Annotated in this window: 20 protein-coding genes and 2 tRNA genes; 9 read left to right on the top strand and 13 right to left on the bottom strand. The window is 65.6% G+C overall.

Annotated elements, in window-relative coordinates; genetic code table 11:
• Positions 1 to 6: 6 nt before the first annotated feature.
• From rpoB to DV709_RS06780, 3 genes are read right to left on the bottom strand one after another with little or no spacing between them, the layout of a single operon-like run.
• The gene (gene rpoB / locus DV709_RS06790; protein ID WP_117592900.1) at positions 7 to 1,833 is read right to left on the bottom strand and encodes a DNA-directed RNA polymerase subunit B; all 1,827 of its coding nucleotides are present in this window, start codon (positions 1,831 to 1,833) and stop codon (positions 7 to 9) included.
• Positions 1,834 to 1,836: 3 nt separating this feature from the next.
• Positions 1,837 to 3,402, bottom strand: a complete 1,566-nt coding sequence (locus DV709_RS06785) for a DNA-directed RNA polymerase subunit B'' (RefSeq protein WP_117592898.1) — start codon at positions 3,400 to 3,402, stop codon at positions 1,837 to 1,839.
• Positions 3,399 to 3,626: a DNA-directed RNA polymerase subunit H gene (locus DV709_RS06780; RefSeq protein WP_117592896.1), complete on the bottom strand. Its 228-nt coding sequence runs from the start codon at positions 3,624 to 3,626 to the stop codon at positions 3,399 to 3,401. The genes DV709_RS06785 and DV709_RS06780 overlap by 4 nt, the downstream gene beginning before the upstream one ends.
• A gap of 254 nt (positions 3,627 to 3,880) precedes the next feature.
• On the opposite strand from DV709_RS06780, the gene DV709_RS06775 reads away from it, so the two are divergent.
• The 3 genes from DV709_RS06775 (at position 3,881) to DV709_RS06765 (ending at position 4,749) form a co-directional block, all read left to right on the top strand.
• Positions 3,881 to 3,953, top strand: a tRNA-Asp gene (locus DV709_RS06775).
• Positions 3,954 to 4,164: 211 nt separating this feature from the next.
• Positions 4,165 to 4,584: a group I intron-associated PD-(D/E)XK endonuclease gene (locus DV709_RS06770; protein ID WP_157972673.1), complete on the top strand. Its 420-nt coding sequence runs from the start codon at positions 4,165 to 4,167 to the stop codon at positions 4,582 to 4,584.
• 92 nt (positions 4,585 to 4,676) lie between these two features.
• Positions 4,677 to 4,749 (top strand) — tRNA-Asp (locus tag DV709_RS06765).
• 200 nt (positions 4,750 to 4,949) lie between these two features.
• Here the strand turns inward: DV709_RS06765 and DV709_RS17675 are convergent.
• The gene (locus DV709_RS17675; protein WP_157972672.1) at positions 4,950 to 5,096 is read right to left on the bottom strand and encodes a hypothetical protein; all 147 of its coding nucleotides are present in this window, start codon (positions 5,094 to 5,096) and stop codon (positions 4,950 to 4,952) included.
• 123 nt (positions 5,097 to 5,219) lie between these two features.
• The gene (locus DV709_RS06760) at positions 5,220 to 6,356 is read right to left on the bottom strand and encodes an ATP-binding protein (protein WP_117592891.1); all 1,137 of its coding nucleotides are present in this window, start codon (positions 6,354 to 6,356) and stop codon (positions 5,220 to 5,222) included.
• Positions 6,357 to 6,432: 76 nt separating this feature from the next.
• On the opposite strand from DV709_RS06760, the gene DV709_RS06755 reads away from it, so the two are divergent.
• On the top strand, positions 6,433 to 6,900 hold the full coding sequence (locus DV709_RS06755) for a prealbumin-like fold domain-containing protein (protein ID WP_117592889.1): 468 nt from the start codon (positions 6,433 to 6,435) through the stop codon (positions 6,898 to 6,900).
• A 50-nt stretch (positions 6,901 to 6,950) separates the two neighbouring features.
• Here the strand turns inward: DV709_RS06755 and DV709_RS06750 are convergent, their stop codons facing one another.
• The 4 genes from DV709_RS06750 to DV709_RS06735 form a co-directional block, all read right to left on the bottom strand.
• Positions 6,951 to 7,703, bottom strand: coding sequence for a protein-L-isoaspartate O-methyltransferase family protein (locus tag DV709_RS06750; protein WP_117592887.1), 753 nt, complete (start codon positions 7,701 to 7,703; stop codon positions 6,951 to 6,953).
• A 21-nt stretch (positions 7,704 to 7,724) separates the two neighbouring features.
• Entirely contained in the window at positions 7,725 to 8,666 is a 942-nt protein-coding gene (locus DV709_RS06745; RefSeq protein ID WP_117592884.1) for a methyltransferase domain-containing protein, read from the bottom strand.
• Between the two features lie 75 nt (positions 8,667 to 8,741).
• Positions 8,742 to 9,422 (bottom strand): protein-L-isoaspartate(D-aspartate) O-methyltransferase, encoded by a 681-nt coding sequence (locus tag DV709_RS06740; protein WP_117592882.1) that lies wholly within the window; start codon positions 9,420 to 9,422, stop codon positions 8,742 to 8,744.
• Between the two features lie 57 nt (positions 9,423 to 9,479).
• A complete protein-coding gene (locus DV709_RS06735; RefSeq protein WP_117592880.1) occupies positions 9,480 to 10,127 on the bottom strand; it encodes an HVO_0476 family zinc finger protein in 648 nt (215 codons plus the stop codon).
• A 263-nt stretch (positions 10,128 to 10,390) separates the two neighbouring features.
• Between DV709_RS06735 and DV709_RS06730 the strand changes: the two genes are divergently transcribed.
• Positions 10,391 to 10,822 carry a DUF7344 domain-containing protein gene (locus DV709_RS06730; protein WP_117592878.1) on the top strand — a complete coding sequence of 144 codons (432 nt, stop codon included), beginning with the start codon at positions 10,391 to 10,393 and terminating at the stop codon, positions 10,820 to 10,822.
• 135 nt (positions 10,823 to 10,957) lie between these two features.
• Here DV709_RS06730 and DV709_RS06725 read toward each other — a convergent pair whose 3' ends face one another.
• On the bottom strand, positions 10,958 to 11,929 hold the full coding sequence (locus DV709_RS06725) for an aminopeptidase (protein ID WP_117592875.1): 972 nt from the start codon (positions 11,927 to 11,929) through the stop codon (positions 10,958 to 10,960).
• A 192-nt stretch (positions 11,930 to 12,121) separates the two neighbouring features.
• Between DV709_RS06725 and DV709_RS06720 the strand changes: the two genes are divergently transcribed.
• Positions 12,122 to 13,183: a type II glyceraldehyde-3-phosphate dehydrogenase gene (locus tag DV709_RS06720; RefSeq protein WP_117592872.1), complete on the top strand. Its 1,062-nt coding sequence runs from the start codon at positions 12,122 to 12,124 to the stop codon at positions 13,181 to 13,183.
• A 38-nt stretch (positions 13,184 to 13,221) separates the two neighbouring features.
• On the opposite strand, the gene DV709_RS06715 is transcribed toward DV709_RS06720, so the two are convergent.
• Entirely contained in the window at positions 13,222 to 13,713 is a 492-nt protein-coding gene (locus DV709_RS06715) for a metallophosphoesterase (protein WP_117592869.1), read from the bottom strand.
• Positions 13,714 to 13,818: 105 nt separating this feature from the next.
• Here DV709_RS06715 and DV709_RS06710 point away from each other — a divergent pair, with 105 nt between their 5' ends.
• A complete protein-coding gene (locus DV709_RS06710; RefSeq protein WP_117592866.1) occupies positions 13,819 to 14,052 on the top strand; it encodes a hypothetical protein in 234 nt (77 codons plus the stop codon).
• A gap of 11 nt (positions 14,053 to 14,063) precedes the next feature.
• Here the strand turns inward: DV709_RS06710 and DV709_RS06705 are convergent, their stop codons facing one another.
• Positions 14,064 to 15,284, bottom strand: coding sequence for a phosphoglycerate kinase (locus DV709_RS06705; protein ID WP_117592864.1), 1,221 nt, complete (start codon positions 15,282 to 15,284; stop codon positions 14,064 to 14,066).
• 211 nt (positions 15,285 to 15,495) lie between these two features.
• On the opposite strand from DV709_RS06705, the gene DV709_RS18005 reads away from it, so the two are divergent.
• On the top strand, positions 15,496 to 15,717 hold the full coding sequence (locus DV709_RS18005; RefSeq protein ID WP_117592862.1) for a hypothetical protein: 222 nt from the start codon (positions 15,496 to 15,498) through the stop codon (positions 15,715 to 15,717).
• Between the two features lie 340 nt (positions 15,718 to 16,057).
• Here the strand turns inward: DV709_RS18005 and gap are convergent, their stop codons facing one another.
• Complete coding sequence (gene gap, locus DV709_RS06695) at positions 16,058 to 17,107, bottom strand: type I glyceraldehyde-3-phosphate dehydrogenase (RefSeq protein WP_117592860.1); 1,050 nt, start codon at positions 17,105 to 17,107, stop codon at positions 16,058 to 16,060.
• 144 nt (positions 17,108 to 17,251) lie between these two features.
• Between gap and DV709_RS06690 the strand changes: the two genes are divergently transcribed.
• A complete protein-coding gene (locus DV709_RS06690) occupies positions 17,252 to 17,623 on the top strand; it encodes an Hsp20/alpha crystallin family protein (protein ID WP_117592858.1) in 372 nt (123 codons plus the stop codon).
• Positions 17,624 to 17,634 lie beyond the last annotated feature (11 nt).

Here is a 17,634-nt window from a genome sequence, read left to right as displayed (position 1 = left end):
TGACATTTAAACTGCGTCCTCCAGTTCGAGTTTCGGTCGAATGCCGAGCGCCTTCATCTCGTCGAGCAGGAGTTTGAACGCGTAACTCACCTCGACGCGGTGGATGTTGTCCTCGTCGCCGGTGACGGGGTCGTAGATGCGACGCTGTTCGCGGTCCTCGACCGCGACCATCCCGGTGTCCGCCGAGATGTACACCTCCTCGCGGTCCGAAGAGTCCAGCAGCCGTTCCTTCAGCGCCATCGCCGCGCCATGGCCGATGAGCACTTCGCGCTCCATCTCACCCACGCGCAGCCCACCCTCGCGGGCGCGACCCTCGGTGGGTTGGCGGGTGAGCACCTGCACCGGCCCGCGCGAGCGGGCGTGCAGTTTGTTGCTCACCATGTGGTACAGCTTGTGGTAGAAGATGACCCCGACGAAGATCTGGGCCTCGATCTTCTCGCCGGTGACGCCCGAGTACATGACCTCCTTACCGGAGGACATGAAGCCGTGGTCTTCGAGCGCGCCGCGGAGTTCGTCTTCGCTCTCGCCCTGGAACGCCGTCCCGTCGACGCGTCGGCCTTCGAGCGCGCCGACTTTGCCGCCGAGCATCTCCAGCACGTGGCCGACCGTCATCCGCGACGGGAGCGCGTGCGGGTTGAGAACCAGGTCGGGGACGAGGCCGTCGGCCGTGAACGGCATGTCCTGCTGGGGCGCGAGGTGACCCACGACGCCTTTCTGTCCGTGTCGGGAGGCGAACTTGTCGCCGAGTTCCGGAATCCGCTCGTCGCGGACGGAGACCTTCGAGAGCTTCGAGCCGTCCTCGCCCTCCATCAGCGTCACCGTGTCGACGACGCCGTCTTCGCCCGAGCGCATCGTGACGCTCGTCTCGCGTCGCTTCTGCGGGCTGAGCCCGCCCATGTCGTCGGGCTCTTCGAGGAACCGCGGCGGCGACGTCTTGCCGAGCAGCACGGAGTTCTCGTCGACCACCGTCTCGGGATTGACGAGGCCGTCCTCGTCGAGGTGCGTGTACGCGTCTTCCCCGCGCGCACCGCGCACGTCCTGCGACGGAATCTCGAAGCGGTCCTCCTGACCGCCGGGGTAGCGGCGTTCCTCTCCCTCGTAGGTGCGGAAGAAGTGCGAGCGCGCGAGCGCGCGGTCGACCGACCCCTTGTTCATGACGAGCGCGTCCTCGATGTTGAACCCCTCGTAGCTCATCACGGCGACGACGAAGTTCTGCGCCGCGGGGCGCTCGTCGAAGTTGATCTGCTCGGTCGTCTGCGTCTTCACCATCGCCAGCTGCGGGTAGTGCATCAGGTGCTGACGCGTGTCCGGGCGGATGCGGTAGTTCGCCGACGGGATGCCGAGCGACTGCTTCATCATCCCCGCGCCCATCGTGATGCGGGGCGAGGCGTTGTGTTCCGGATACGGAATCATCCCGGCACCGATGCCGAAGATGAGCTGTGGGTCGATCTCGAGGTGCGTGTGGTCCTCGGTGAGTTCGTCCTCGTCGACGCCGACGAAGATGTCCTCTTCCTCCTCGGCGTCGATGAACTCGATGTAGCCGCGGTCGACGAGGTCCTGGAACTCCAGTTCCCCGCTCTCGACGGCCTCGATCTCCTCGTCGCCGAGCAGCGGTTCGCCGTCCTCGACGACGATGAGCGGACGGCGGGCACGGCCCGCGTCCGCGTTGATGATGACTTCGCGGGTCCGACCTTTCACCGAGACGTTGACCATCTCGCTGACGTCGCCGCGTCGTCGTGCTTCCCGAATCTGTTCCGCGAGCTGGTTCGGGTCCGGGTGGGTCCCGACCAGGCTCCCGTTGACGTATACTTTCGCCTCTCGTGCCTGAGCCATGGTTTAGTCGTCCGCCGTCGTCGGTTCGACGCCTTCCAGTCCGGGCATCCCCTCGACACCCATCGACGCCAGTTCTCGTTTCAGTGCCTGTTCGTCCTCGACGTTCTGCGAGAGCTCCATCGCCTGCGCGAAGTTCTTCACCAGTCCGCAGTTCGGTCCCTCAGGGGTCTCGGAGGGACAGATGCGACCCCACTGGGTCGCGTGCAGGTCGCGCGCCTCGAAGTGCGGCTGCGAACGCGACAGCGGCGAGCGGAGGCGGCGCAGGTGAGACAGCACACCCATGTAGTCGGTCCGGTCGACCAACTGCGAGACGCCGGAGCGGCCGCCGACCCAGTTCCCCGTGGCGATGGGGTGTTCGAGGCGCTCGGTCAGCACGTCGGAGCGGACGACCGTGTTGACCGTCAGATTCCGGTTCCGCATGTTCGCACGTTCGAGCTGGTACTTCACGTCGCGCGCGAGCTTGTTGAGCGCCGTCCGGAACAGGTCCCTCATCAGGTCGCCGCTCACCTTGAGGCGCTTGTTGGCGTAGTGGTCCTTGTCGTCGGCCTCGCGGCGCTGGAGCGCGAGCTCGAAACACGCCTCGGCCATCCGGCAGAGGTAGAACGCCTTGTTGATGCGGACCTCTTCCTCCTCGACGCCCTCCTCGTGGAGATGCGGCAGGAGGTACCGGTCGATGACGTAGTTGGCGCGCTTCAGCTGGTAGTTCTTGCCCTGACCGCTGGCGACGCGTTTGCCGAGGGTCTCGATGGCCTCCTCGGTCGTCTGGACGTCGGCCTCCTCCAGGTTCTCCAGCATGAACTTCACGATCTCCGGGTCGTCGGAGACGCGGTGGACGATCTCCTCGTCGGATTCGAGTCCCAGCGCGCGAACGAGCGTCACGAAGTTCACGGAGCCGGAGACCGAGGGGAACGACACTTCGAGCAGGCCGTCGCGGCCGCGCTCGCAGAGCACGAGCGCGCGGTAGCCGCGGCGCTGGCTGAACGTCTTGGCGACCTGAATCTCGTCGCCGTACTTCGTGTCGTACTCGGCGAGAATCTTGTTCGGCGCGAGGTCCTCGCTCGTCATCAGCACGCGCTCGGAGCCGTTGACGATGAAGTAGCCGCCGGGGTCGACGGGGTCCTCGCCGATTTCGACGAGCTCGTCGTGGTCGAAGTCGGAGATGTTGCAGCGCTCGGAGCCGACCATGATGGGCATGCGGCCGACTTTCGTCTCCGTCGAGTCGACGACGACCTCCTCTTCCTCCTCGCCGCCGCGCACGATGGACATCTCCATGAACACGGGCGCGGAGTAAGTGATGTTGCGGAGGCGCGCTTCCTGCGGGTACAGCAGTTCCTCGCTGCCGTCGGCCTCGCGGACGCGCGGGGTGACGACCCGAACGTCGCCGAGTTCGACGTAGACGGGTTCCTCGCCCTCCTTGTCGCCGATGTCGGTGTCGATGGTCTCCTTCTCGTCGACGACCTCCTGCATGCCGCGTTCGAGGAAGGCGTTGAACGAGCGGAAGTGGTGCTCTGCGAGGCGTTCGTCCGAGAAGTACTGTCGGGAGATGGTGCGTCGGTCTTGTCGATTCATTCGATCACCAGCCGATAAACGACTGCTTGGTCCGTCGTTCGCGAGTCGCGTACGATTCTGACGACGTCACCGGGTTCGGCCTCGTCCGGCAACGCCGGGTCTTTTCGTTTGATCTTCGGCAGATTCGTCCGTTCGACGTTGTACTCCTGAAGCACGGCGTCGACGTCCTCCTCGTCGACGAGCGTGTGCTCCGGGACAAGTTTGTGTTGGCTTACGTCTACCATGGGTGGGGCTTGTGGGAAGAAGCTCTCACGAGATACTACAGCGGCATTAACGACCCACCCATATAACACTTGTCAAGCGCGCGGCGCACCGCTAACCAGCCGTGGTCGAACCCACAGCGGGAACCTGCATTACACTGCAACTGAACGTAACCGATTATATGCTTTCCGGCCACGCGGGTCGCGGTATCCCGCCGCACGGCGCGTCAGGATGGTAAGCGTTATTTACGACACGGCGAAACGGATGAATGCAGCAAGCCCGGGTGGTGTAGTGGCCTATCATACGACCCTGTCACGGTCGTGACGCGGGTTCAAATCCCGCCTCGGGCGTCTTTCTACCGCGGTTACGTCGTGAGCGAGTCGTCTAGTCGCCGAGCGAAGTGACTCCGGGTGCATACTCACGGAGGGATTTTTGAACGAGCGCAGTGAGTGAAGTCGGGCGGATATAAAAGCCCGCCTCGGACGCTTCAGATTCCGACCCAAATGCAACGTCCCCTCGATCTCCGGAGATTCACATTCGATTGGGCAGAGACACCGAGATGTGAACACATCTCGCCGTGGTGATGAAACGGAGGCTACTATACTCGGGGCACTGATGGCTCTCGGTTGCTCGGTATCAGTACCGTTTAGAGACAGCGACCGCTACGACTTGATTGTCGACGACTCGGAGGCACTGCATCGTGTCCAATGCAAAACCGGAAACTGGGTCAATGGTGCTATCCGGTTCAATCTCTACAGTTCCACCGTAGTCGAAGGCAGTCGGGTCGACGCAGAGTATACGCCCGACGAAATCGACGCGTATGCCGTCTATTCGCCGGAGACGAAGCGTGTGTACTGGATTCCTATCTCGGACACTGGTGCCGGCGAGATGCGACTTCGAGTCGAAGACCCCCATCCGAAAGCGCCGAAGTCACGGATCAACTGGGCCAGCGACTATCTTGTCACCGAGCAGTTCGACTGACCGGTCGTCTATACCTCTTGACGATGGTGTTGTGTCTGCGCCGCATATCGACACCCATTAATAACTTCGACCAGTACGTCTTGATGCGTCAGGCCCGGGTGGTGTAGTGGCCCATCATACGACCCTGTCACGGTCGTGACGCGGGTTCAAATCCCGCCTCGGGCGTACTTTTTCCGCGAGCAACTCCGACGAGCGCCGCCTATCGTGTGCCCGCCGCACCGTGAGCGGCAGTACGACCATAGAAGGGATTTGAATCAGAGAGTGAAGCGAGCACGGCGAACGAAACGACCGTGGTTCAAATCCCGCCTCGGGCGCTTCTCTGAAGTTCGACCCGCGAGCGAAATCGCCGCGCGGTCGGCAGCGACTCAGCCGAACACGTAGAGCAGTCCACCGGCCAAGAAGAACAGCGACAGTGCGAGCAGCAACGCGACCATCACCGCGAGAAAGGGTTTTCCCGTCGCTCCGGCGACGAGACGCGAGAGAACCGACCGGCCCGCCGGGTCGTCAGCCATGTTTCGGCGTTCGGCCTCCGGTCGCCTGTACCTGTCGATACGCGCCGAGTCACCTCACCTCGGCGGAGACGAGCACTCCCCGATACCGGGTCGGGTGCGTCCTCGACTCTGGAAGAGAGAGTGTTAGGTCGACTCTCCGCTCTCGCGTCGGTCGCCGCGTCCGTCCGCGCCGTCGGCGACTCGACTCGCCCGCGGGTTGCCCCCACCGTGCGGGGTGTCTCGCTCCCGTATCCGGACCGCGTGCGCCGACTCGGTGGTGTCGTCGACGACGAGCGCGTCGCCGGTCCGCGTCGGCAGCCGCTCGCGTATCGTCCCGGCGAGGTACGTCGGCTGTGCCGCCGTCAGCGCGTCTACGTCGGCCTGCATCGTCAGTCGGTGGGCGACGAGGAGGTCCGCCTGCGAAACGGCGACGTCGGGCAGCGCACTCGGGCGCTGTGTCGCGGCGACGAGACTCATCCCCGGCGCGCGCCCGCGAGTGAGCACCGTCCGTAACGCGTCGGCGGCGACCCCGTCGAAGAACGCGTGCGCTTCGTCGACGAACAGCCACGGCAGGCGTGTCGGTTCCTCCAGCGGGGACGAGACGGCGGACGCACACCGCTCGTACAGCCCCCCTGCGACCGCCGCGCAGACCGCGTTCGCCGGCGCGTCCGGGGTTTCTGAGAGGTCCAACACGGTCGCCTCGCCACCGAGGAGTTCGTCGACTGCGAGGCCCGCCGGGTCGAACACGCCCCACGAGTCGGCGAGTCGGAGGTGGTTTCTCGCTGCGCGTCGGGCCGTCTCCCCGGCGTCTGCATCGGCGACGTACGTTCGCATCGCCGACAGCGAGTTCTCTTCGGTCGCCGCCTGCCAGACGATCGTCCCCGCGGGACTCTCCGAATCGAGGCCGACGAGCCCAGGCCACGACGCCGGTGGCAACGAGTCCGCCGCGACAGCCGGGGTTTCGACGACGGTGGCGGCGACGTCGGTCGGTGACGAAGCGGCCGCGAGCCCCGAGAAGACGCCCATCGGGTCGACGACGACGGGTGCCACGCCGTCCGCTCGGGCGGCGGCTTCGGCGAGTACCCCGAGCGTGTACGACTTCCCGCTCCCTCGCTTCCCGACGACGAACGCCGCGTGCGGTTCGTCGAAGTCGATTCCGACGGGTGCCGCGTCGCTCCCGTCGCGGGCGCGGTACGTTCCGAGACGCCCGGTCGGTCGCGTCGCGCCGGTCTGTGGGTTCCGAGATTCGAACTCTCCCGCCGTTCGTCCGAGAACGTGCATACGAACCGTGAGCCTCGTTCTGTCGCTTCAACGCTCGCACGAGAGTTTAAACCAGGGAAGGGAGCCAGACCGGCGTATGCTCGACGCACTCCGAGGACAGTTCGACAGATTCCGACAGGACGAACGCGCTATCGAGGGGCTTCCCATCCGCCTCGTCATCGCACTGGTCGTCGGGGTGGCCAGCCTCAGCGTGATGATGAACATGATAAGCGGGATTCAGGGGCTCGCCGTCGTCGAGGTCGACGTTCGGCCCTCGCCGGACGTCGTCGGCCCCGGGGAACAGACGCTGACGCTGACGGCCGTCGGTGCGGACGGCGACCCGGTCGCCGACGCGACGCTCGTCGTCAAGAGCGGCAGCGCCGGTCTCGAAGCGGTCCAGACGGCGACGACCGGCGCGAACGGTGAAGCGACGGTGACTGTCGACCCGTCGCTCGGACCGAACCAGGAGGACGGGACGCTCGTCGTCGAGGTGAAACCACCTGCGGGAAGCGAGTTCGTCGACCGACGGGCGAACACGAAGATACTGGTGATTCGCGGCGGGTGAGCGTCCGGGGTTCGTCGACTCCCTCGACTCGACTCAGAGGTGTTCGTCCCTCAGAGGTGTTCGTCCCAGTCGACCCACTCCTGTTCCCAGCCGGCGCGAGCGTGCCAGCCGCTCTCGGCGTACTCGCGGTCCTCGCGCACCGTCCGGTTCCGCGCCAGCCCGTCCGGTTGTTCGCCGTCGACCAGCATCGGCGCGAACTGGACGGGACCGTAGCGCTCGACGACGCCGTCCGGTCCGGCCGCCTCGGGGCCGGATTCGACGGCGACGAGCGTCTGTTTCGGGCCGCCCATCGGGAAGACGAGTCTCCCCGAGGGCGCGAGTTGGTCGACGAGCGAACGCGGGGGCCGAATCGCTGCGGCTTCGAGGAGAACTCGGTCGAACGGGGCGTACTCGGGGTAGCCGCTCGCGCCGTCGCGGCAGTCGACGAGGACGCCTTCGTACCCGGTCTGAGCGAGGCGCTGGCGGGCGTAGAGCACCATCCGTCGAGAGATGTCTATCGCTTGGACGTTCGATTCGCCGACCAGTTCGGCGACGACGGCGGCGGTGTAACCGACGCCGGCACCGACGACGAGAACGTTCTCACCCCCCGTCGTGTCGAGTGCGGAGAGCAGTCGTGCGACCGTCGAGGGTGCGAGCACGCGACTCCCGTTTTCGGTCGCGTCTCTGTTCGCGTACGGCTGGTCGTCGACGAACTCGTGGCGCGGAACGGTCCGCATCGCCACGTCGACGCGTTCGTCGAGGCGTTCACCGAGCGACTGTTCGAGGCCATCGACCATGTCCTCGCGCAGTACCGCGGGGTCCATACCCCCCTTGCGGGACGGCGACTAATCAACTCCGCGCTTGTATCCCCCGACCGCTCGGAGGTCGGTCCCCGGCACGTCGTCGACGCGGACGGCTTCGAATCCCGCTTCGGCGAACCACTCGCGGTACTGCGCGTCGGTGTACGCACCGCCGCTACCGGTCGCGAGCGCCTCTATCGACGCTCGAACCGTCGCTGTCGACGACGAGCGACCCCGAACGGGTTCGACGAAGACGGCCGCCCCGCACGCCGACAGCGCGTCTTCGACCGTCGAGAAGAGCGTCCGAACCTCCGCGACATCGAGCGAACGACAGAGGTTCTCGCCGAAGACGAGGTCGTACGTCCCGTCGGCCACCGTCGCCAGCGACCGGCGTTCGAGCGTCACGTCCTCGCGTTCGAGCGCCGGAGCGACGTACTCGACGACATCGTCGCCGTCGCACATCGTCGTCTCGAAGCCCCTGGCGGCGAACTCGCGGGCGTAGACGCCCGACCCGCCCGCGACGTTGAGTACGCGCTCCGCACGCGGTGCGAGACGGACCGCGGCAGTGACGGATGCCCTCACGACCGCCTCGTCGGTCGCGGCGTGTGCGCCGAGTCGGTTGACCAGCGAGTCGTCGGACGGTTCCGGCGGTGTCCCCGTCGTCATCGTCTCGGGGAGCGCCGTGTAGCGGTCGAGCACGTCGAGCGCGTGCGGGAGGCGACCGACGGAACGCACGTCGCGTTTGGCGAGAAAGCCGAGTGCGCGGTTCGTCACCTCGTACTCGTCGCCGACGCGCCGGAGGAAACCGAGGTCTGCGAGCGAGTCAACGACGACGCGCGCCGCCTCGGGCGTCACCTCGGTCTCCGCGGCGACGGCGTCGGCGGTTCCTGCCCGACTCGTCAGCGCGTCGAGGACCCCGGTCTCGCGGGCCGCCCAGAGGAGAAACAACGTCTCGGTGTCGAAGCCCGAACGAGGTGCGGTCGGCATAGAGACGGGTGAGCGGGCGGTCGGCAAAAAAGGGTCGTTGCGTGGCCCCGACGGACCGGGAGGGACGGCGGCGTCTCAGTCGTCGCTGCGTCGCATCGGAACGAACCGGACGCCGCCGTGGGTCTCGCGGTCGACGCGCCCGTCCTCCCGTCGCCACGCGCGGACGAGTCGCTGACGCCTGCGACCGACCGGCCCGACGACGCACCCTCCCGGTCGGAGCTGTTCGACCACTCGTTCCGGTAGCGACTCCGGCGCGCAGGCGAGGTACGCGCGGTCGTACGGCGCGCGGTCGGCCCACCCCTCGTAGCCGTCACCGGTGCGGACGTCGACGTCGTATCCGTGCTCGGAGAGGGTTTCGCGGGCGTGTTCGGCCAGTTTCGGTTCGTACTCAACGCTGTACACGCCTCCGTCGTCGGCGTCGTCGGTGTCGTCGGCTCCGGCACCGCGCTCGACTCGCGCGAGCGCTTCGGCGGTGACGGCGGCGTGGTAGCCGCGACCGGTTCCGATCTCGAGCACGCGGTCGCCGGGGTCGAGCGCGAGGAGGTCGGTGACGATGGCGACCATGTGCGGTGCGCTGATAGTCTGGCCGCCGCCGATGGGCAGCGGACGGTCCTGGTAGGCGCTCTCGCGTCGCTCCGGCGGGACGAACGCGTGACGGGGGACGGCGCGGAGCGCGTCGGCCGTCGTCTCCCGCTCGATTCGGCCGCGGTCGACGAGTCGGTCGACCATCCGTTTGCGGGCGGTTTCGAAGTCCATGGGTTCTCCTCCGTCGTTCGGCACTTCCGCGTCGCGTCGGTAGGGCGGAGGGTTAGCTCACCACGCCGACCACGCCGAGCTCGTCTCGTCGCGGCCGTAGATTCGCTTGACGTCCTTCGCGAACACCATGTCGCCGTCGCGGTCGAACTTGTCGAAACGGTAGTTCGTCGCGTTCAGTCGGACGTGGATGCCCTCTATCTCGAACTCCTCGTCGTTCAGTTCCTCGGTCTCGCCGACGACGAACTCGTAGTCGCCGGGGACGCTGAGTTTGAAGCTCCGCGTCTCGTCGCGGCGGCCGTCGCCGGGGTGGAGCGTCACGGGGACGCTCACGTTGTCGACGACCCGGGTCCAGACGGTCGCCACGTCCTCGGCGACGGCTTCCTCGACTCGCTGGTCGTCGCCGACGTCGAGCGACGTGATGCGGACGAGCATGATGGCCTCCGGAGTGTCGGCGACGAACTCCTCGCCGACCGCCAGCGTCTCCTCGGCGGGCGCGTCGACGGTCGTGCTGAACGACTCGCCGTCTTGGGAGACGATGACGCTCAGTTCGACCTCGCGTTCCTCCTCGATTTTCGTCTTGTGGGTGTGTCCGCACTCGGTGCACCGGACGGTCGTCTGGCCCCCGGGTTTGAGTACCTCGTGGACCGTCTCCGTCTGCGGTGAACAGGAGGGACAGACCACCGCGACGCGTTCGCTTTGGCTCATACGACGGCGTAATCCATCTGGCCGTAAAAGTCCGCGCTTCTCACGACGACCCCCCGCTCTCGAAAGGAACCCCCACTCTCGAAAGGAACCCGCCACCGCTCGTACGCGTGGCTGTGCAAACAACACGAACGACCAACAACAGTACTAACCGTATTGCCGTGGTACGTAAACTGTGTCAAAGGCACACGAATCGCTGTAGGGCGGTCGGCGACGACGTCGACACGTTCGACCGGAACCGTCCAGTGGACTGGGGGGAACACAAGATGGACGACGACTCATTCGACAGACAGACGAGGGGTGACAACGGGAGAACAGACGGCTCCGGGGAGTTTCCTGACTCCGTCCGCGTCGACGACACCGACACGTTTCCGCTCGACGCGGTGTTTCAGGTACTCTGCGACCCGCGCCGTCGATACGTGTTGTACCACCTGCAGACGTGTCGCTATCCGGCGACGCTCTCGGAGGTCGCAGAACAGGTCGCCGCCTGGGAGTACGAAGAGGACCCAGAGCGGATTCCGGAGGAGGTCACCGAGCAGGTCCGCGCCGACTTACACCACTCGCACCTCCCGAAGTTGGCGGACGCGGGCATCGTCGACTACGACGCCGACGCGAACGTCGTGACGATGGCGGGGTGCACTCGACCGCTCGACGAGTTCCTGGAGTTCACGCACCAGTACGAGCAGTATCAGCGGTAGTCGTCGTTCGCACGGGGCTGGACCGCGACGAGACCGACCGTTGCCGCGCTCGCCGTTCGTTGCCGCGCTCGCCGTTCGCTACCGCGCTCGCCGTTCGTTACCGCGGAAGTTCCACCTTCTCGCCGTCTCGCGGTTTCACCGCTCGACTGTCGGGAGGTCTACGACCTCCCCGTCCGCGTACACGGTCGGTTCGCGGATGATTCCGTCCAGATGAAGCGGCGCGACGGTGTCGCCGCCGATGCCGGCGTCGTCGCCGATGGCGATGTGAACCGTGCCGGCGGCCTTCTCGTCGAGGAGGACGGAGCCGACCAGGTCGTCGACGCCGACGTTCGTCCCGATGCCGAGTTCGGCGAGGTTGTACGCGTCGCGTCCGACCTCTTCGGCGCCCGCTTCGACCTGCGCCCGAACCTCGTCGTCCGATATCTCCGTGACGTAGCCGTCTTCGACCTCGAAACGGAGCTCCTGCCCCTCTCCGAGCAGGCCGTACGGCATCATCGTCCCGTCGACGACGTAAGTGCCGTCGACCGTCTCGGGACTGACGAACACCTCGCCCGCCGGGAGGTTCGAGAACTGCCCCGCCTCGTGGACCATCCCGGTGTCCGAGAGCCACTCGCGGTCGCCGGGGACGAACGTGATATCGGTGCCGCTCTCGGTCGTCACGCGAATCTCGTCGGCGTCGACGACCTGTTCGAGCACGTCGAGGCTGTGCCGCGCGATCGCTTCGTAGTCGGCGTCGAGCCCGGCGAGCATCACTTCCTCCGTGATTCCGGGCATCGTCGCGCCGCGCGCGCCGGCGTCGCACGCTTCGCTGCGCGCGCGGGTGTGGCTCAGGCTCTTCGTCGTCGGCGCGACGAACACGTCGGCGTCGCGCATCGCCGCCGCGACGGGTGCCGGCGGCTCCGCACCGTGCTGCGGTCCCGGTGGGTAGCGAACGACGACGGCGTCGTCGGTGATGTCGCTCGCTACCTCGTACAGCGCCTCGCCGATGGGCGCTCGCTTGTCGTCGGTGACGACGACGCAGGACTCCTCGGGCTGGACGTTCAGACACTGTTCGAGCGCCGTCTCCGCGGCGGCACGGAGCGCGTCGCCGGTGCTGTGGTCGGCCATACCACAGATGGCTGTCGGCGACGGGTTAGGCTTTGCCACATCGCCCGCTCGGGGCCGGTAATATTCTCACCTAAACGCTGAAATATCCGGGGCTGAGTGACCTGAAACCGAGACATGGTTACTCGCCTCGGAGTTAATTTCTAAGTGTTAAGCTCCGAAATAACTATGTCCTTCCCGGTAGCAGGTCCGGATATGCTCAAGGTGGGCGTCAATGGCTACGGAACAATCGGCAAACGCGTCGCAGACGCCGTCTGCGCGCAGCCCGACATGGAACTCGTCGGGGTTGCGAAGACGCGGCCGAACTTCGAAGCCGAGACGGCAGTCCGAAACGGGTACTCCCTCTACGCCGCGCTTCCCGAGCGCGTCGACCAGTTCGACGAAGCGGGCGTTCCCCTCGCTGGCGTGGTCGACGATCTGGTCGCCGACAGCGACGTGGTCGTCGACACCACTCCCTCCGGAATCGGCGCACAGAACCGCGAACTGTACGAGCGCCACGACACCCCGGCCATCTTCCAGGGCGGCGAAGACGCCGACGTCGCGGACGTGAGCTTCAACGCGCGCGCCAACTACGACGAGGCCACCGACGCGCAGTTCGTCCGAACCGTCTCCTGCAACACGACCGGTCTCTCTCGACTGCTCGCGCCGCTCGACGAGACCTACGGCGTGAAGAAAGCGCGCGTGACGCTCGTCCGTCGCGGCGGCGACCCCGGACAGACGGGCCGCGGACCGATCAACGACATCCTACCGGACCCCGTGAAGCTCCCCTCGCACCACGGCCCGGACGTCCAGACCATCTTCCCGGACCTCAAGATCGACACGCTCGGGCTGAAGGTGCCGGCGACGCTGATGCACACCCACAGCGTCAACGTCACGCTCGAATCGACGCCGACGGCCGAGGACGTGCGCGACCTGCTCGCGGGCGAGTCGCGGCTGTTCTTCGTCCCCCAACACTCCGGTATCGACGGCACCGGCAAGCTCAAGGAGTTCGCCATGGACGCCGGTCGCCCCCGCGGCGACCTCTGGGAGAACTGCATCTGGGAGGAGTCCATCGCCGTCGAGGACGACGACCTCTACCTCTTCCAGGCGATTCACCAGGAGAGCGACGTGATCCCCGAGAACATCGACGCCGTCCGCGCCATCACCGGCAGCGCGACGAAAGACGAGAGCATCGCGCTGACGAACGAGACGCTCGGCGTCGGCCTCGAGAGCGTCTTCGGCGGGCAGACGCGGTCGTTCGTCGCCGCCGACGACTAACCATCTAACCGTCCGAGCGGCGACCGACGTTGCTCCTTCTACGCGACTTCGTGCGACGACACCTCGCCGGTTTCGGTGTCGAGAACGGCGACGTGGAACGCGTCGTCGGCACCCGGAATCGGGAGTCCACCGGGGTTGACGCGCACCGTCTCGCCGCGTTCCTCGACCTCTCGCCGGTGGGTGTGGCCGTGGAGGACGTAGTCGTAGTCGCCGCAGTCGACGAGCGCGTCCACGAGCGTCCCGCTCGTTCCGTGGTAGACGGCCACGTCGAGGTCGTCGAAGGTGAGTTCGCCCGCTTCGCCGAGGTAGGTGCCGAACGACTCCACCGTCGACTGGAGGTTCCACTCGCCGTCGTTGTTGCCGCGGACGGCGTAGAACTCGAAGGACGAATCGAACGGCGTCGCCGAGAAGGGGGCGACGACGTCGCCGCAGTGGACCACGGTGTCGACGGACTCGGATTCGAAGTGGTCGACGGCCGCGCGTACGCAGTCGAGGTTGTCGTGGGTATCTGAGACGATTCCGACGAGCATAGCGGTGGTTTCGGGCGTGACCGGTAAAATCGTAGTGTCGGTCGACCCCGACTCCGCCGGTCCGCCATCGAAGCAGTTAGTTGTCACCTCGCCAGAGGAGAGCCCGTGAACACCGACGCCCTCCCCAAAATCGGTGTCGGCCTCGTCGTCCTCGCGTGGCCGCTCTACCGCGTGTTCAACTACCTCAGCTACGCGCAGTCGCCGGACCTCACCGACGGCGTGAACAGCGCGCTCTGGTGGGGACCGGCCGACACCGCCGCGGTCGTTCTGTTCGTCCCGCTCGGTCTCTACCTCGTCGGCACCGGGTTACGAGGGCTGACTCGTCACCACGCGAACTGAGTCGCCCGCACCTACTTCTCGGCCTGCTCCTCCAGCAGTTCGACCGCCGGGAGCGACTCGCCGGTCAGCGCGCGGATGTACGCCCCGCCCGCGATGGAGACGTGCGAGAAGTCGTCCTCGCTCAGCCCGTACATCTCGATGGCGCGGGAGGTGTCGCCGCCGCCGACGACCGAGAAGCAGTCCGTCTCGGCGATGGCGCGGAGTACGCCGACCGTACCGTCGGCGAAGCGCTCGTCCTCGAACATTCCGAGCGCGCCCTTGACGAACACCGCCTCGGACTCGCGGATGGTCGGTGCGTAGCTGTCGACCGTCTCCGAACCGACGTCGAGGTAGCCGGTGTCCTTCTCGTCGATGTCCTCGACCGACACCTCGGCGCGTTCGCCGTCGTCGCCCTCGTACGCCAGGTCGACCGGGAGACGAATCTGCCCGGTGCGGCGCTGGAGCACGTCCTCGATAACGTCCTGGTTGTTCTCCCACTGCTCGTCGAAGAGGTCCATCTCGCCGACGTCGCGGCCGACCGGGTAGCCCTCGGCGCGGAGGAACAGTTCGCCCGCGATGCCGCCGAGGAGGAAGGTGTCCACCTTCTCGCCGATGGCGTCCATCACGCCGATGACGTCGGTCGCCTTCGTCCCGCCGACGACCATCGTCACCTGCCCGTCGAACTCGCGGGTGGCGATGCTGGAGTTCGCCTCGTACTCGCTCTGCATCACGCGCCCGGCGTACGCCGGAAGGACGAGCGGGAAGCCGACCAGCGAGGCGTGTTTTCGGTGCGCCGCCGAGTACGCGTCGTCGACGTAGGCGTCGAACTTCGGCGCGAGCGTCCGCACGAACTCGGTTTCGGCTTTCGTCTCGGGCTCTTCCTCGGGTAACTCGTCGTCGACCATCCGGACGTTTTCGAGCAGCAGCACCTCGCCGGGTTCGAGCGCGTCGATGGCGTCCAGCGCCTCCTCGCCGTAGGTGTCGGCGACGAACTTTACCTCTCTGCCGACGTGCTCTCCGAGGATGTCGGCGTGCTGTTCGAGCGAGACGAAGTCGTCGTCGCCGGGACGACCCTGGTGGGCCATCAGGACGACGCGGTGGTTCCCCTCGGCGAGCTCCGACACCGTCTCGGCGTGTCGCTCGAAGCGGCGGTTGTCCTGCACGACGCCGTCTTCGACTGGAGAGTTCAGGTCGAGGCGGACGAGTACGCGCTGCTCTGCGTCGAGGTCGTCGAGCGTGTTGAACGAAGCCATCTCACGTCGGAAATCGTCGGACTGCTACTTAGTCGTGGGCGGATGCGGTCGGCGCTCGCGGGTACGAGTGTAGACGGCTCTATTGAGATCTCCCTCGCCTGATAAGAATGGCACGTCAAATAGAGCGTATCGCTCAACGACACGCAATTCGACACATCCCGGAATACGTATTACAGGACTGTACATACGACATTTCGTGTCCCCAACAGCAATGGATTCGTTCCGCTATGCATTTAGACGTGAACTCATCCTTCTCTACGTTGCAATCTTCGCTGGAAGATGGGTGATGGCGTTTTCGCAAGACGGCTTGTTCATCATCCCGAGAGGGATTCTACGGACACTCATTACGTTCCCTATCTATGTGCTCGGGTTGGCGCTGGTCGTCGGTGGAGCCGTCGGAGTTTTCCATCATATCATCTCTGATTTAACCTGATACTGTCTTGCGAAGCGGTTGAATCTCGACCGACTCGCACCCTCCGTTCAGTTCAACGTCCGAAATATGTCTGCGATGGAGGTTTTCGAGAAGATCAGAGAGGTGTTTCCTTCCGAAGTCGAGATTGGGTCCTCAACACCGAGAAGTTGAAAGCCCTCGTTCTATCCCACCCGACCGCAGCCTCGGCCCTCCCCAGCCTCGTCGGGCGCATGAACGCGCCCGACTCCCTCGCGCGGTCTCGGGCGAACGGAGTCGCCCTCCGACGCACGCCATCGCACTTCTGTCGCTACTCTCGGGCGCAATCGTGCGAAAAATCGATAACTCAACCGTGAGTGCCGCGTTACTCCTCGGTGATGTGGCGCGCGACGTCGAGCATCCGGCAGGAGAAGCCGTACTCGTTGTCGTACCACGTCAGAATCTTGGCGAGGCCGCCGTTTTCGAGCACGTTCGTCGAGTTCAGGTCGACCGTCGAGGAGAACGGCAGCTGGAGGATGTCCGAGGAGACGACCTCGTCGTCGGTGTAGCCGAGCACGCCCGCGAGTTCGTTGTCGGCGGCGTTCCGGAACGCCTCGTTTATCTCCTCTGCGCTGGGGTCGCCCTGCAGGTCGACGACGAGTTCGGTGATGGAGCCGTTCGGCACCGGTACGCGAATCGCCATCCCGTCGAGTTTACCGTCGAGTTCGGGCAGAATCTCGGTCGTCGCCTTCGCGGCGCCCGTCGTCGTCGGGATGATGTTCTCTGCGGCGGCGCGCCCGCGGCGCGTCTTGCCCTTCGGCGCGTCGATGAGGCTCTGCGACCCGGTGTAGGCGTGGACCGTCGTCATCAGTCCGGAGTTGATGCCGAACTCCTCGTTGAGCACCTTCGCCACCGGCGTGATGCTGTTGGTGGTACAGGAGGCGTTCGAGACGACGTCCTCGCCGTCGTACTCGTCGTGGTTGACGCCGTAGACAAGTTGTTTCACGGGTTTGTCACCTTTCGGCGGCGCGGAGATGACGACCTTGTCCGCGCCCGCTTCGACGTGGTCGTGGGCGTCGTCGTACGTGCGGAAGATACCCGTACACTCGAAGGCGACGTCGACGTCGAGGTCGTCCCACGGCAGTTCGGCGGGGCTCTGGACGTTGAGTACCTGCGCCGATGTGCCGCCGATGCTCAACTGGTCGTCCTCCAGCGTCACGCCGTCGAGGCGCCCCATGACGGTGTCGTACTTGCCGAGATACCGCATGTCCTCGCCGTCCATCACGTCGTTGATGGCGACCAGTTCGATGCGCGGGTCGTCCATGACCGCGCGGAACACGTTCCGCCCGATGCGCCCGAAGCCGTTAAGCGCGATGCGCACGACTTCCGACTCGTCGACCTCTTCCCCGGCGCCAAGGTACGATTTTTCACTCATAACTGAGTTAGTGCCTGTGTAGTATTTAAATCCCACCTCCTATATGGGTTTTGGAACGTCTCTTTTCGGCGTATCATCCGCGACGGATACGCCGTCCCCGACACCGACAGAAGGCTTTTGAGCACATACGACTTAGCGTGCCGCATGAAGCGAGACGACCGTGACGACCCCTTCGGCGACATTTTCGGCGAGATCGAACGCATGATGAACGAGATGACCGGCGGCTTCGACGACCGCACGGGCTTTGCGAGCGAGACGCACGTCGACGTCGTCGACGAAGGTGACCAGATTCGCGTCGTCGCCGACCTCCCCGGCGTCGACAAGGACGACATCGACCTGAAGTGCGACGGCGAACGGCTCACTATCAGCGCCGCCAGCGACCGCCGCGAGTACGACGAGCGCATCCAACTGCCCGCGCGCGTCGACGAACACTCCGCGAGCGCGACGTTCAAAAACGGCGTCCTCCAGGTGACGCTCGATCGCATCGAGGACTCCGCCGAAATCGACGTCGAGTAGCGCTGCCGCCG

It is taken from the genome of Haloprofundus halophilus (assembly GCF_003439925.1).
GTDB lineage: Archaea > Halobacteriota > Halobacteria > Halobacteriales > Haloferacaceae > Haloprofundus > Haloprofundus halophilus.
Note: the sequence above shows the minus strand (reverse complement) of the source record. Positions and strands in the feature narration are given on the sequence as shown.

What these genes read in the sequence shown, in the direction of transcription:
- DV709_RS06780 (WP_117592896.1), bottom strand. Translation starts at nt 3,626, where the DNA reads ATGGTAGACGTAAGCCAACACAAACTTGTCCCGGAGCACACGCTCGTC.
- DV709_RS06755 (WP_117592889.1), top strand. Translation starts at nt 6,433, where the DNA reads ATGCTCGACGCACTCCGAGGACAGTTCGACAGATTCCGACAGGACGAA.
- DV709_RS06725 (WP_117592875.1), bottom strand. Translation starts at nt 11,929, where the DNA reads ATGGCCGACCACAGCACCGGCGACGCGCTCCGTGCCGCCGCGGAGACG.
- DV709_RS06690 (WP_117592858.1), top strand. Translation starts at nt 17,252, where the DNA reads ATGAAGCGAGACGACCGTGACGACCCCTTCGGCGACATTTTCGGCGAG.
- DV709_RS06715 (WP_117592869.1), bottom strand. Translation starts at nt 13,713, where the DNA reads ATGCTCGTCGGAATCGTCTCAGATACCCACGACAACCTCGACTGCGTA.
- DV709_RS17675 (WP_157972672.1), bottom strand. Translation starts at nt 5,096, where the DNA reads ATGGCTGACGACCCGGCGGGCCGGTCGGTTCTCTCGCGTCTCGTCGCC.
- DV709_RS06705 (WP_117592864.1), bottom strand. Translation starts at nt 15,284, where the DNA reads ATGGCTTCGTTCAACACGCTCGACGACCTCGACGCAGAGCAGCGCGTA.
- DV709_RS06730 (WP_117592878.1), top strand. Translation starts at nt 10,391, where the DNA reads ATGGACGACGACTCATTCGACAGACAGACGAGGGGTGACAACGGGAGA.
- rpoB (WP_117592900.1), bottom strand. Translation starts at nt 1,833, where the DNA reads ATGGCTCAGGCACGAGAGGCGAAAGTATACGTCAACGGGAGCCTGGTC.
- DV709_RS06720 (WP_117592872.1), top strand. Translation starts at nt 12,122, where the DNA reads ATGCTCAAGGTGGGCGTCAATGGCTACGGAACAATCGGCAAACGCGTC.
- DV709_RS06785 (WP_117592898.1), bottom strand. Translation starts at nt 3,402, where the DNA reads ATGAATCGACAAGACCGACGCACCATCTCCCGACAGTACTTCTCGGAC.
- gap (WP_117592860.1), bottom strand. Translation starts at nt 17,107, where the DNA reads ATGAGTGAAAAATCGTACCTTGGCGCCGGGGAAGAGGTCGACGAGTCG.
- DV709_RS06740 (WP_117592882.1), bottom strand. Translation starts at nt 9,422, where the DNA reads ATGGACTTCGAAACCGCCCGCAAACGGATGGTCGACCGACTCGTCGAC.
- DV709_RS18005 (WP_117592862.1), top strand. Translation starts at nt 15,496, where the DNA reads ATGGATTCGTTCCGCTATGCATTTAGACGTGAACTCATCCTTCTCTAC.
- DV709_RS06750 (WP_117592887.1), bottom strand. Translation starts at nt 7,703, where the DNA reads ATGGACCCCGCGGTACTGCGCGAGGACATGGTCGATGGCCTCGAACAG.
- DV709_RS06745 (WP_117592884.1), bottom strand. Translation starts at nt 8,666, where the DNA reads ATGCCGACCGCACCTCGTTCGGGCTTCGACACCGAGACGTTGTTTCTC.
- DV709_RS06760 (WP_117592891.1), bottom strand. Translation starts at nt 6,356, where the DNA reads ATGCACGTTCTCGGACGAACGGCGGGAGAGTTCGAATCTCGGAACCCA.
- DV709_RS06735 (WP_117592880.1), bottom strand. Translation starts at nt 10,127, where the DNA reads ATGAGCCAAAGCGAACGCGTCGCGGTGGTCTGTCCCTCCTGTTCACCG.